Origin of the sequence: Limibacter armeniacum, assembly GCF_036880985.1 — a bacterium.
Classification (GTDB): Bacteria; Bacteroidota; Bacteroidia; order Cytophagales; family Flammeovirgaceae; genus Limibacter; species Limibacter armeniacum.
The window spans coordinates 1,988,236-2,001,823 of the sequence record NZ_JBAJNO010000008.1 but is presented as its reverse complement, the minus strand read 5'-3'; the positions used below and the strand labels follow the sequence as shown (position 1 = coordinate 2,001,823).

General features: G+C 38.7%; 12 protein-coding genes. 6 read left to right on the top strand and 6 right to left on the bottom strand.

Translation table 11 applies throughout. The features are described 5' to 3' along the window. Positions 1-52 precede the first annotated feature (52 nt). From V6R21_RS14155 to V6R21_RS14135, 5 genes are all read left to right on the top strand, one after another. Positions 53-601 (top strand): RNA polymerase sigma factor, encoded by a 549-nt coding sequence (locus V6R21_RS14155; protein ID WP_334244278.1) that lies wholly within the window; start codon positions 53-55, stop codon positions 599-601. Continuing rightward, positions 585-2,273 carry a porin family protein gene (locus tag V6R21_RS14150; protein ID WP_334244277.1) on the top strand — a complete coding sequence of 563 codons (1,689 nt, stop codon included), beginning with the start codon at positions 585-587 and terminating at the stop codon, positions 2,271-2,273. The genes V6R21_RS14155 and V6R21_RS14150 overlap by 17 nt, the downstream gene beginning before the upstream one ends. Before the next feature lie 212 nt (positions 2,274-2,485). Continuing rightward, a complete protein-coding gene (locus tag V6R21_RS14145; RefSeq protein ID WP_334244276.1) occupies positions 2,486-3,211 on the top strand; it encodes a hypothetical protein in 726 nt (241 codons plus the stop codon). Between the two features lie 337 nt (positions 3,212-3,548). Then, a complete protein-coding gene (locus V6R21_RS14140) occupies positions 3,549-3,944 on the top strand; it encodes a hypothetical protein (protein ID WP_334244275.1) in 396 nt (131 codons plus the stop codon). A gap of 112 nt (positions 3,945-4,056) precedes the next feature. Continuing rightward, a complete protein-coding gene (locus V6R21_RS14135; protein ID WP_334244274.1) occupies positions 4,057-4,449 on the top strand; it encodes a hypothetical protein in 393 nt (130 codons plus the stop codon). A gap of 57 nt (positions 4,450-4,506) precedes the next feature. On the opposite strand, the gene V6R21_RS14130 is transcribed toward V6R21_RS14135, so the two are convergent. From V6R21_RS14130 to V6R21_RS14105, 6 genes are all read right to left on the bottom strand, one after another. Beyond that, on the bottom strand, positions 4,507-5,529 hold the full coding sequence (locus V6R21_RS14130) for a CBM20 domain-containing protein (RefSeq protein ID WP_334244273.1): 1,023 nt from the start codon (positions 5,527-5,529) through the stop codon (positions 4,507-4,509). 24 nt (positions 5,530-5,553) lie between these two features. Further along, positions 5,554-6,333 carry a LytR/AlgR family response regulator transcription factor gene (locus V6R21_RS14125; protein ID WP_334244272.1) on the bottom strand — a complete coding sequence of 260 codons (780 nt, stop codon included), beginning with the start codon at positions 6,331-6,333 and terminating at the stop codon, positions 5,554-5,556. Position 6,334: 1 nt separating this feature from the next. Then, on the bottom strand, positions 6,335-7,381 hold the full coding sequence (locus tag V6R21_RS14120; RefSeq protein WP_334244271.1) for a sensor histidine kinase: 1,047 nt from the start codon (positions 7,379-7,381) through the stop codon (positions 6,335-6,337). A 428-nt stretch (positions 7,382-7,809) separates the two neighbouring features. Next, positions 7,810-10,950 (bottom strand): T9SS type A sorting domain-containing protein, encoded by a 3,141-nt coding sequence (locus V6R21_RS14115; RefSeq protein WP_334244270.1) that lies wholly within the window; start codon positions 10,948-10,950, stop codon positions 7,810-7,812. Positions 10,951-11,175: 225 nt separating this feature from the next. Next, positions 11,176-12,363, bottom strand: coding sequence for an O-succinylhomoserine sulfhydrylase (locus tag V6R21_RS14110; protein ID WP_334244269.1), 1,188 nt, complete (start codon positions 12,361-12,363; stop codon positions 11,176-11,178). A 59-nt stretch (positions 12,364-12,422) separates the two neighbouring features. Then, the gene (locus V6R21_RS14105; RefSeq protein ID WP_334244268.1) at positions 12,423-12,839 is read right to left on the bottom strand and encodes an OsmC family protein; all 417 of its coding nucleotides are present in this window, start codon (positions 12,837-12,839) and stop codon (positions 12,423-12,425) included. Positions 12,840-13,222: 383 nt separating this feature from the next. On the opposite strand from V6R21_RS14105, the gene V6R21_RS14100 reads away from it, so the two are divergent. Next, entirely contained in the window at positions 13,223-13,540 is a 318-nt protein-coding gene (locus V6R21_RS14100) for a rhodanese-like domain-containing protein (RefSeq protein ID WP_334244267.1), read from the top strand. Positions 13,541-13,588 lie beyond the last annotated feature (48 nt).

The following is a 13,588-nucleotide window of genomic DNA, read 5'->3' as shown; positions in this document are numbered from 1 at the left end:
AACAAATGTCAGTGTCATTCTAATGAACATGATTTTTTAAAGGCCTTATATCATGACAGAAAAAGAACTTGTTGAAGGGTGCGTTGAGGGCAATAGAAAAGCCCAAAAACGACTGTTTGAGCTGTATGCGCCAAACATGCTGGCAGTTGCTGCCCGTTACTCCAAGTCTATTGCAGAAGCAGAAGATATTCTACAGGATGCATTCATCAAGATTTTCGATAAGATCAGTACGTTTAAAGGAGATGCAACAATTGGTGCATGGATTAAACGTATTGTGATCAATACGGCACTCAACAGCCAAAGGAGAAAATTGTATGATCAACCTATGGAAGAAGTGGATGACCGCAACTACCATGACATGCAAAACATTGTGTTATCAGACTACAGCTTTAATGAGCTTTTGGGTATGATTCAGTCTCTTCCTTCAGGTTGTCAGATCATCTTTAACCTGTATGCTATTGAGGGGTATAGCCATAAGGAAATTGCCGATCAACTCGATATCAGTGAGGGTACTTCGAAATCCCAATATTCAAGAGCAAAGCAATTGTTACAGCAAAAAATTAAGTTGGAAGATAGAAAGGCATATGAAAAAGCCGTTTGAACATACTGACAAAGGATTTGAGAAGGCTTGGGCTGAACAATTTGACGGAGCTTCAATTAAACCATCAAACGAAGTTTGGGAATCAGTTGATCAGCACTTAGAGCAAAAGGCTATGGATACCAATTCTATTGACCCTATTGCCATTATGCCTTCCAGTGACCTTTGGGATAAAATTGAAAATAAACTTGATGCCAAGGATACTGCTGATGTCAAAACTAATCAAGCATGGCAATCAGCTACAGAAAACGCATTTATTTCACCATCAAGTGAAGTATGGAACAATATTGAGCAATCCTTAGAACAAAAAGCTAGTAAAGAGCAAGTTTGGGTATCTCAAATGCAAGAGACTTCCATTACTCCATCTGCACAAGTATGGGAAGCCGTTGAAGCAAAACTTGAAAAGAAAAGAGCCCGCATTATTCCATTATGGTTTAGTAGTGGTTTGGCGGCAGCTGCAAGTATTATCCTGATTGTTTCTATTTCCTACTTTGGTGGCTACAAGAGCAATGACATAAATCCTGAAGAGATTGCTCAACAATCGAATAGTAGAACAAACAAACAAGCATTATTCAAGTCCAATGCTCTGAAAACAGAGAGTAAATCAGAGGAAGTCAAGAACAATACAGCTTCAAGTAATGATGGCAATATTGCCATACCTCCTGTTGCGACTTCAATAGCTTCAGTATCAGGAACACCAAACAATTCTGCCAGAATGCTTGCTGACACTCCTTCTGTACAAGCAAGTCAACCAAAAGTGTTTGCAGCAATGGCGGTTCAAAATACTGAATACAATATAGAGCAGCATAACATTGAATCTGAACTAGCTGACAGAAATGGGTTGAAGCTTGCAGGTTTCCCTCGTATGGAGGTACCTCAATTAAAAAGAGAGGCGTCCTATATTCCAATTGAAGATGGTTCTGAACAAAATGCACTCTTTGCCGCTGCATTTTTCTCTCCAAGGCAGCAAAGTCAGGTATCACAACTGGGCACTACATTTAATGGAAACCTCTATGACGGTGTGCAATTTGCTGCAGACGTAGAGTCAGCTGTTAGAAACAACAAGACAGTAGCGGCCATTGAAAGTGAAAATGACTACAAGCTTAAAAGCAGCATCTCGTTTGGAGGTAAAATAGGCAAGGAATTAAGCAACAACTGGTTTTTACAGACTGGCTTGGAGTATATGAAATTTGAGTTTGAAGCAAGCAGCAAATATGTGGTAGCTCCTGATATCAACTCAGAAGGTAACGTAAGCAGTACTGAAATCAGTAGGGATATAAGTGTTTTTGACCTAATGGAAACAGAAGACTATACAAAAACACACCTATTTGATATTCTAAGTATCCCTGTGGAAGTTGGATACAGATTGCTGGACAAGAAAGTAAAACTGTCAGTCAATACTGGTCTTTCTGCCAACTTTGCATTGAACCACACTTACAAGACAACACTTGAGAACGACATTGAGTCTTCATATATAGAAGATGAGCTTAACAAGTTTTTTATCTCCGCAACGATAGGCACTGAAGTTGGCTATGATATCATGCCAAAACTCATGCTTATTTTAAGTCCAAACTATAGGCACGCCCTTACTAAATTCAGTAATGACGACACATTATTAGGTGCTAAGCCTTCTAATTTTGGCGTGCTATTCGGCTTAAAATACACATTGGATTAATAACTATCTGAGCATTAATATGCTACAACGGGAATGAGTTCACATCATTCCCGTTTTTTTTATTTTTTTTCAACAATTATTACAACCATACACCTAGTAATCAGTGTCATTAAGACAAATAAGAAAGAAAGCTGCAGCGCCTTTCAACACAGTTAATAATCAAAATTTTTACACTTTTTTTAGAGTTAACAGTCTATAAATTTTCAATCAACATGAGGAAATTTTCAATATCAATCGCATTGTTTTTATCTGTTTTGATGTTGTCAAGCTGCATAGATGACACAGAACCAATCAGCGCTCCATATGACTATTACAGCCATTACAACTTTGGGATGACTGAAAGCGGTGATATTGAGGGCACAACACAGGGATGGGAAATGGCATACAGTGAGGTAGCTGAGGAAAACGTCACAGACTATGACTTCAAACTGGACTCCATCAAACGCATGGGGTATTGGGGCTTAGACATAAGCAACAACAATCAGGAGGAAGCATTTCAATATATCAAGACCAGCATATCAGGGCTTCAACCAAATACGAATTACAGTATAACAATGAAGCTCAAGATGATTTCATTCTTAGAAGACAATATTTTGAGTGACACACAAATGGATTCTTCCTCTGTAAGCTTAAAATTTGGAGCATTTACTTCAGAGATTTCTACAGAGTTAGACGAAAACAATGTCATCAGGCTGAAAGACCTTGACCTTGGTAGTGTAAGTGAGTCCGGTGATGACCTTCAAAAAATTGGAAACATTCCAGTTCCAAAGCTAGCTAACAACCCACTGCAACTCTTCGGCAACAACTTTGATGAACCAATTTCTGCCAAAACGGATGAGTCAGGAAACCTGTGGGTTGCTCTTGGTTTTCACACAAAAGCTGTAGCGCATCACGGTGTATTCTTTGATGAAGTTACCCTGTATTTCAAAGGCATCTAAAGTAAAAGGTTACATCAATTCAGTTTTTTTAAAGAAAATTGATCTATACACTAAAAATCTCTTTCTGTTGAGTCAGGAAGAGATTTTTTGTATTCAGCCTATAAAACCATTAAACCCTTGAAAGAAAGTTCATTATTGAATGAAAAAGTTGACAAAAAAAATGGTTAGCCCCCATTAAGCAATAATCAAAACATAAGCTAACAGATTTTCAGGATATAAATCACCTATGTACTTTTATTGATGTAATTCGAACATAATCCTTTCCATCAATCTGTTAACAACGACTGAACCACTACTCTGAATGTGACTACTTCTATTTTTGATTTAAAATTTACTTATGAAAGTAAAATTACTATCGCTGCTTCTGATTTTGTCAGGAGCAGCATCTTTTTTCAGCGGCACTTACCATGTTTTTGAACATGTAAGAATTCATCAGAAATCTCATGAAACACACGAAAATTTCAGACATTTCTTATGGAAGTTCACCTATGCCTCTAAATTCAGAATAAATCGAAATCAGATGCAATCACACCTATCCAACACTCAAATTGAAGCATTGGAGGTACTTAACAGAAAGCTCGCTGTACAAGAAGCTTCAGGCAGTCCTTACATTTATGAAAAGGACACAGAGCTTAAAAAAGAGAAAGTTATATCTGATGGAAGATTCAGTTGGCAATTCCGACTTGAAGACAATAAATGGTATATGACAAAGTGCATAACCGAAACTCCCTGAAAATTGAACATCCCTAACCTGTATTCCTTTAAAATCTCTTTGCATATAAGGCACTAGCTTCGGACATTTGTACAAAATAAAGAAGATAATAACCGTACGTAAAGAAATACATATGTACAACGATCCTGAATTGAACGGCAAGTACCTTGGCACAATCACAACAGACTTCATTAAAGTAGCCAGCACACTTAAAGAAGGCGCTTACCAAGTGAGAGCCCGAGATATATCTGATTATCCCATCTTTCCTATTTGTAAAGATGAAGCCAATGTAGGGCAACTGCTATTAGGCAAGCATGATAGAAAAGACCTTGAGTGGAATTATTACATCTCCTTTGCGGAGGAATTTATCCAACGCAACCTGATTACGGATGAAAAGATGGAGGAGTTTGTAAACAGTTATAAGAATCCAGATGAGTTTTGCTGCCTGTTTGTTATTGACAAAGAGTTTGTAAACTTCGTTTATGTACCTTATCCATTGGATGAAGAGGGAGAAGAATCTCTATAAGCTCTAATGACATCGTGATAAAAAAATGGCAACCTTCTAAAGGTTGCCATTTTTTATCTATTGCTCTATAGACTCTCTGTCTCGCCAGTTTTCAATCTTTATTTCCACAGTATCTTCATAATCAAAAAGTAGATGCCTGTTATCTATATCGTTTCCATCACTATTAGTCTCCACTTTATTCCATCCCCCTCGTGTAAACTTGTAAGCTAACCAAGTCCCTCTTTTATGATAGACTTCGATGGCATACGTACCATTATCATTTCTATCCAACTTACTTTTCTTATCCATTGGATTCCAAGCATTATGGTTGCACGCCAAATAGATGGATGCATCCTTTGGAGTATAACTAGGTAATGACTTTACCAGAAAGGTCACTTTCACATTCAGGTGAGACATACGATCAGCCCAATTTGCTACTTCTATATACAAAGTATCATCTCTGCCAAAAGTAAAATACCTGTTCTCCAAATCGTATCCTTCTTCATCTACCTCAACTGTTTCCCAATCTCCTCGAGTAAGCTTGAACTGTATTTCCGCAAAATCATTAGGCCTTGGAATAGTGATGGTATATTTTCCGGACGTCGAATCCTGATGCATTCTCCAGTCTTCATCCTTAGGGTTCCATAAGTTGAAATTCCCTGCCACATAGATAGGCTCCGAATACTGATGCTCTTCAGGCAACTTATCCACTACCAAGGTCACCTCAGGACAGTTGGTTGGTCCTCTGTCTTTCCAGCTTTCGATTTTTACTCTCACTGTATCATCGTCTCCGTACTCAACCATTCTATTGGCTATTTCATCACCACAGATACCTGCTTCAACTGTAGTCCAATCTCCTCTTGTAAATTTATATTCAAGTGCTCCTATGCCAAATGGCATGTTAGCGATATAGTCTCCTTCTTCATTCTTGGAGAGTACATACCGTCCATCCCCCGGATCCCAATAGTTAAAATTTCCAGCAACAAAAATAGATGCACCGTCAGGAGTACTCTCAGGGATTCCTTCAACTACCAACACAACGTTGTGACATCCGCTCAAGCTGAGCAATAAAAATACTATATGTAATAAGTTTTTAGGCATATCATTCATTTCAATCAAGCAGCATTACTTCAAATCCCCTTCTAACCATTTTAGAAACTCAGGGACCCTTGCCCTACTAACCAACACTTCGTGATCTTTCACATCCGGATTTAACATAACCAGCAAACGGCTATTGAAATACTTATGTACTTCCTTAATTGCCTTGATATTGCAGATATAGGTTCTGTTCAGCCTAAAGAAAAATTTTGGGTTCAGCATTTTCTCCAACTGTTCCAATTTGTAGTTAAGTACAAATTTCTTTCCCTCGTCCATTATCAGATAAACCGTATTATTATCAGCAAAGAAATAGGCAATACGCTCTGTCTCTACAAAATTTATCCTGTCACCTAAAGTCACGACAAAGCGTTCTTTATAACTTCCCTGCCTTGGGATATTAATAATCTCTGATAGTTGGCCTACTGTCAACCCTGACTGACTTCCATACACTTCCAAAAGCTGCTCATGTTTCTTCAGTGCACTTTTTAAGGCTTCCTCCTCAATGGGTTTCAATAAGTAGTCAACACTATTCACCTTAAATGCCCTAATCGCATACTCATCATAAGCAGTAGTGAAAATTACAGGACAATCTACATTTACCTGACTGAAAATCTCAAAACTAAGCCCATCTGACAACTGTATATCCATAAAGACCAAATCTGGTTTGTCGTTGGATAAAAACCACTCTACAGCTTCTTCCACACTGTCCAAATAGTCTATGATCTCAAGACTTTCGTTACAACGTTTCAACAGGCGAGCCATTTCTTCCTGAGCAAGTGGCTCATCTTCAATGATCAATACATTCATATCAATTTGTCAGTAATGGTATAGTTACAGTGAAATAAGCTTCTGTTTTGATGATCTCAATTTTCCTATCGGAAATAAACTGATAACGGCTATTGATATTTCCTAAACCCAACTTGGTTGACTCGCCTTCAGAGACAGATTTCACCTGAAGGTTATTCCTTACCACAATATTCTTTTCGTCAGTTGTATAAATCTCAATAATCAATGGCTTTTTCCTAGATACGACATTGTGTTTTACCGCATTCTCAATCAAAAGCTGCAATGTCATAGGCGCTATGTAATACCCTGAGTATTGGGTATCAATCCGCTGTTCAATAATCAGGTTTTCCCTAAACCTTAACGTCATTAGGTAGATATAAGCCTCCAGCATCTTCAACTCTTCCTCCAAGGTGGTAATTTGTTTTGTATGGCTGTCCAGCATATACCTGTATAAGTTTGCCAACTTTCTTACATATTGGGAAGCTGTATCCTGATCTGCGTAGATCAAGGAAGAAAGTACATTCAAGCTATTGAATAAGAAGTGTGGATTGACCTGCGTCTTGAGCATTTCGAGTTTAAACTCAATATTCTCTTTTTCGAACTTTTCGATTTCTGCCAATGAGGTTCTGTATTTATTCAGTAGATCCACTCCCCAATCAAGCATCATTCCTACAAAAAAGACCCCCATCACTACGATGTTAATGATGACTTCTTCATGCAATAGCAAAAGCCTGTTACCATAACCCATCAAGAAACGAATACTTGTATTGACAATAATCACACAGAGCATCGTGATGAGAAACTGCATAAGTAACCTTTGGTTGGAGCTTTCCTTCCATGAAAAACGGGTACTTACCCATTCATTTATTTTTCCAATGCAAATAATCAGGATGGTAACATAGAGGGTGGTAATCATGTAGTCTTTAATCCGACCAAAATCAATCAAGGTATAATAGCGGTACTGGAGTCTAAAAATCAGATCTATTACAAACTGAATTAAAAAACCTACCGTTACAATTCCTCCTACTTTGAGCAGCTTCCTCTCCTTTATATTGAGAAAATCAATCATTTATCTATACAGCAATAGTTATTTTCAGTAGCATTTATTGAGTCAAACAACCTTGAAATAAGCTTTTCCTTTATTTAAAAACCAAATTCAGTGGGGTAAGTTAAGGTTTAGGCTAAAAAAGCCCAACCAATCTGGATGGGCTTTTCTTTGTCTTGAAAATTACTTCAACTTGTTTATCTGAAATAAATGTAATCTTTGAAAGTGTATTCTCTATCCCTGTTTATGTGAATTTCACAATCAAAAAGGTGAAATACACAATAGGTTATGTCAACTTATGCAACGGGTTTCGTTAACAATGATCCAACCTTTATTGCGAATAAATCTATCAACTCACCCCTTCTACAACTGAAAGAATTAAGGAAAAAGAAAAACGGCTTTCTTCGTTACCCTGAAGAAAGCCGTTTGCATTATTTATACTGATGATCCAATTACTCGCCTAGGTTCACTAACTTTAGAAGTTGAACCGTTCCGTCTGTTCCAATAAACTTAATAAGATAAGCTCCTCTCTGTTTAAGATTGATCGTTTCCTTAGATTCTGGTGTAACCTCAAACTGATAGATCAGTTTACCTTGCAAGTCAAAGAAGCTAGCTTTACCAGCTATGTTGGAAGTGTTTTCCAGAACAATATTACCTGCTGCTGGATTTGGATACAGGTTCAAAACCCTATCCTTATCTGGTGAAAGCCCCACAACTTCTGTAACCTCACCCTGCAGCTGTACCTGCTCAACACCTCCATTATGCTCGATACGCAATGTAGCGTTTTTCTTACCCTGTTTTTCTGTAAGCATCGTTACGTTGATCGTTAATGGTGCTCCAACGATCACATTCTGCTTATAGCCGTCTAGGATCTTAAAACCATCAGCATCTGCTCCGGTAAGTGTTACTAATTTCAGTCTAACTGGTAACTCCCCTTCCTTATCACCCAAATTGGTCAGCTCTACTATTCTCATTGGAGTATGAGAACCCAACCCTGAAGACTCAAAGTCCAAAGACTGACTTGAAAGTGAAATATCTGCAATATCATTTGGCACTACATTGAAGTGTGTCCACATAGCGGCAATATTATCTCCCTCAGGAGAGGCTGTTGATATAATCCCTGCAGCTAATCCTTGATTGTCACTAGCTGACAGCCAAGAGGTCGGTATACTCATAGGCTCCCCAAGTTGTTCTATCGTTTCTCCATCATCAATAGAAAGGTAAGGCTGTACTGTAGCATTGGCAGGATCAACATCAAGCATAAATATCACCTCTATAGCCTCATCCAAGCGTTCTATAGGATACCTGTTAATTTGGGTGGTACCATTTACTTCCAATACAACTTCTGCTGTAGTCTCTCCATTATCATAGAGGTAACCTACTTTCAAATAATTGTCCTGATCACCACTTCCTAGGTAAATACCAGCATTGAAATACTTCTTATTGATTGGATAAGTAAAAGACATTGAAAGCTTTGATGTTATCGTAAATGGCTCGGACTGTTGGGTAACATTAAACCCAAACTGGAAAGCATACTCCTGAGAGTTCAGATCACCGATAGCACTTCCATTATTTACCTGTTTCACACCAAACACACCAGGGTTGTTTTTCACAAATACAAACTCACCAAACTGCTCGCTGTAATCTGTAATTCCATTACTCATCAACCCTGTAAAACCTGAAGTAAAGAAACCTGGATCATTTGCAGAGGCATCAAAACCGTAATACACTGGCAGATTCGTAGTTTTACCATTCTGCTTATCCAAAACAAATGGGTCTGTACTATCAGATAAGCCATCATTATCATCATCTGTATCTTGAGCATCAGGAACCTTATCATTGTCTGCATCTGCCGGCTTACTTGATGCCGAACAAATGTCTGTTCCATTCAAAACCTCCAAAGAGTTTTTATAGCCATCTTGGTCATAGTCTGCTTCTGGGTTATAATCAACCGAACCTGGTGTTGGGCAAGAAACATTTTCATCAGGTGAAAGTACTACGATACGCCCACTTGCAAAGTTGGCAATCCAAATGGTTCCATCCTCCGGACATGTCACATCAAGCGGAACATCAGAAGGTTCAAGAATCGCCAAAGTATCCTGATCTACTACATCCGTACCTGAGCTGTTAAGTTTTACACTCAAAATAAAACCACGGTTATAGGATGGAGATGAGGTCGATTTATCTCTATAAATTGCTGCAATCAGGTTTCCTTGCATTTTTCCCATAAACCTATTAGCAGTGTACTCATCCAGTCCATTTGAGGAAGAGTTAATGGAAATAAGTGAATTGTCAGGAGGATTGTTGACTGGGTATGTTGTCAAGTACTTTCCTTCATCAGGATACCCTTTTAGCCCTGATGGAAACAGCTCACCTGTTTCGTAAGATTCTTTTTGGTTCCCATTGTCATCATATGTGAAAATGCCTGCCCTTTCTGGGAAAGCTCTTACTGGGTTAGGATGTCCTGCATAAAAGTCTTTGTAAATATAATGGAGTTGATCCTGAGTAGAAGCTCCCATATCTCCACCAATGGAGCCTGTTACATAGTCTCCTGCTGCCTGATTAAAATCAGTTGGGTTATTGCTTTTATAAGTCCCATCAGACTTATAAATATTAGGCATTTTACCTCCATTGGCTCCATTGTCAATGGTATAGAGCTTTTTATTTGTACCATAAACCACATCAAATGCATTTCTATATCCTCTTGAATAAATTACAATCGGATTTTGGGAAGATGGTTCAGAATACGCCTGATTCAAGCCACCATGCCCTCCAAAAGGATCGTTGATATCAATTGACTTATTGTAGTATGGGTGCCCCTGAGGATACGGAAATTCTGAATGTGTATTATTGATATTTCCTCTTTCAGGATCATCAATTGTAGGCAAGTCATAAACGAACTTTGTATTGGTTCGCTTATCTGTCCACACAGTCATACTTTCAAGCTTAGTAAGGTCAATCTCCAACAAAGATGATGACATGTAATATTCAGGAGTGTGAAAGAACTTACCTCCACTAGGCGTTCCTGCATCTGTATTTCCACCTACCATCATATAAAGCTTATTGTTAGCTTCATCCAAGTCCATACCATTTACAGAGTGGCTTTCCTTACTTCGTGGCAAACCTCTTATCAGGTCTACCCTGTCCCAAGAGCCTCCATTTTTAGTAAGTTTCGTCAAAATCCCCGAGTTGGTATCAACATCATCACCATCCCTCCTGCCATCTGCTGACGACACGTATAGCACAGGGTTATTGGCAGTACCTGCAACCAGTATTCCTGTAACCAAACGATAATTTACTGATTGGTTTGGGGTTCCGATATCATCATGGTTTTTGATATTCATGATATGGGTAATAGTCTCAGAATTGGTCACCTTAAAGGAACCATCTCCTTGCTGTTGTACAGTCAAGGCCCATATCTTACCTGTCACTTCGGAGACATACAACCTACCATCAGGGCCAAACTGAAGAGAAGTGGGGTTACCTACATTTGCACCTTGCAGGTTGGAAGGCTTAAAGCTGATACTGGATTGGGCAAATAGTAATGGGGAAACCCATAGTAGTAGTAGGGCTAGTATAGCATTTTTTTTCATAGCGGTTGAGTTTATTTGTTTATCCGTTCCTCTTTAGGGATAACAAAACGCATAGAGTATTTCGAAATCAGTAAGTAAAATTCAAATGGGGTATAAATCTTACCTATAATTTAAGCATTGTCCCGCAGATCAATTACCCAGTTAGATATTGTTCACAGATTTATACAAAAAAAGGCTGTCCCAACCACAGGACAGCCTTACAATATACTTTACGTTCAAAAACATTTACACCCACACGCCTCTTGCTGCTGCAATGGCTTGCTGTATATCTGCTTTGATATCATCAATATGCTCTAAACCTACCGATACCCTGATCAGGCCAGGTGTTATCCCTACATTCAGTCTTTCTTCATCCGAAAGTTTTGAATGGGTAGTCGATGCGGGGTGTGTTACAATTGTACGTGTATCTCCTAAATTGGCAGAGAATGAACACATTTTCACCGAGTCAAGGAACTTCCTACCAGCATCAATTCCTCCTTTTATTTCAAAAGTAACCAAAGCACCACCCTGACGCATTTGCTTCTTGGCTAACTCATACTGTGGGTGAGATGGCAAGAAAGGATACTTCACCAATTCCACATCATCATGGTCTTCAAGGAACTTTGCCAATTCCAATGCATTCTGACAATGGCGATCCATTCGAACAGCCAAGGTCTCAAGGCTTTTTGACAGTATCCATCCATTGAATGGAGAAAGGGCCGGTCCTGTATGTCTTGCCATGAAACGAACTTCCTTGATCAGTTCTTTACTACCTACTACAGCACCTGCAATAACTCTTCCCTGCCCATCGATAAACTTAGTTGCAGAATGCGTCACCAAGTGTGCACCATATTTAATTGGGTTCTGAAGATAAGGAGTGGCAAAGCAGTTATCCACATTCAACAGTACACCATGTTTTTCTGCCACTTTACCCAAGTATTCAATATCTATAAGGTCAATGGCAGGATTGGAAGGTGACTCAATAAAAATCATCTTCGTATTTTCCTGAATAGCCTCTTCAAAACCTTTAGGGTTTGTAATGTCTACATAAGTATGTGTCACGCCCCATCTCGGCAACAGCTGAGTTAGAATCTGGTGTGTAGAACCAAATACCGATCTGGAAGCCACAATATGGTCACCTGACTTAACAAATGCTGCAATACTGGTAAACATTGCGGCCATACCTGATGCCATCGCCATACCATCTTCTGCACCTTCCATCAGGCACAACTTATCTATAAACTCAGAGTTATTGGGATTGGAGAAACGAGTATAAATATTCCCCTGAATCTCATCAGCAAACATGGCTCTTGCCTGCTCTGCATCATTGAATACAAAGCTTGAAGTGGCATAAATCGCTGAGGTATGTTCTCTGTGTTGTGAGCGCTCCAATTGGGTACGGATCGCTAACGTTTCAAATTTCTTATCTTCCATCTGGTTCGAGTAGTTACTTATGTCAATTAATTCAAAGTGGGCAATGGGATTTTCTCCGCTTATGGATGAATCTTGAAGCTGTGGGTAATATCAGCTGTCTTATTAACCATTTCTCCTACAGAGCAGTACTTATCTACACCCAACTCAACGGCACGTGCCACTTTCGTTTCATCAAGGTTTCCATAGAAGTCAAAATGGATATGTACTTTCGTGAAAGGAGCGGGAACAGCATCTGCTCTATCACCATCCACGACGATTTTCACATCTCTCAAATCCTGACGCTGCTTCTTCAAAATCCCTACAATATCGATCACACTGCACCCCGCTACAGCTGTCAGCACCAACTGCATCGGACTCATGGCTTTACCTTCTCCTAGTTCAGAGCCAGCTTTGCCATCCATTCTGACTGTATTGCCTTCTTCACTTACACCTTCAAAGTAAATTCCCTCATTGAGTCTGTTCAGTTCTATTCTCATGCTGTTTATATTTTTACTACTAATCTGTATGTTTAATCCTAACAATTGGGTTGAAATTTGTTTCTAACCATTTCTGATAAGCAATTTCAAAGCGTTTTGTTTGGATTAAATGCCAAATTAAGGGATAGATCGCAAAAATTTGATATTTCTAAGGAAATTATAGCACAATTTTCAAATTACATTCAATTTTGTTTACTGAATTTCAAAAATTCACCCATTATGTTATTACCTCAGCAAGGCCCTATCCGCAAATAATTCCATATATCGAGCAAGCGAATCTAAAATTTGCAGTAACTTGCCATGATACGGAAACAATTGCACTTAACTGTGCAGTTAAATAGCTAGAATTTCAAATCCGTCCATAAAACTAAAATTAAAAAATCATGAAAGAGATCACAGTTCAGGACCTGAAAAAACTACAGGATGAAAATGCAGATTTCCAACTTATTGACGTAAGAGAGCAAGTTGAATTTGATGAAGCACACCTGAATGGAGAATTGATTCCACTTGGAGAATTTGTAACCAATATTGAAGAAATAACAGATAAAATCTCAAAAGATAAAAAAGTAGTTGTGCATTGCAGAAGCGGCAAAAGAAGTGCGCATGCTATCGAACTCCTGGAGGCTGAAGATGAGAGCTACGATAATCTTTATAACCTTAAAGGTGGTATCTTGGCTTACATTGACGAATACGGCTTATAATTAAGATTATCATCAACGTATTTTGCTTATTAAAAGCAATGCGGCAAG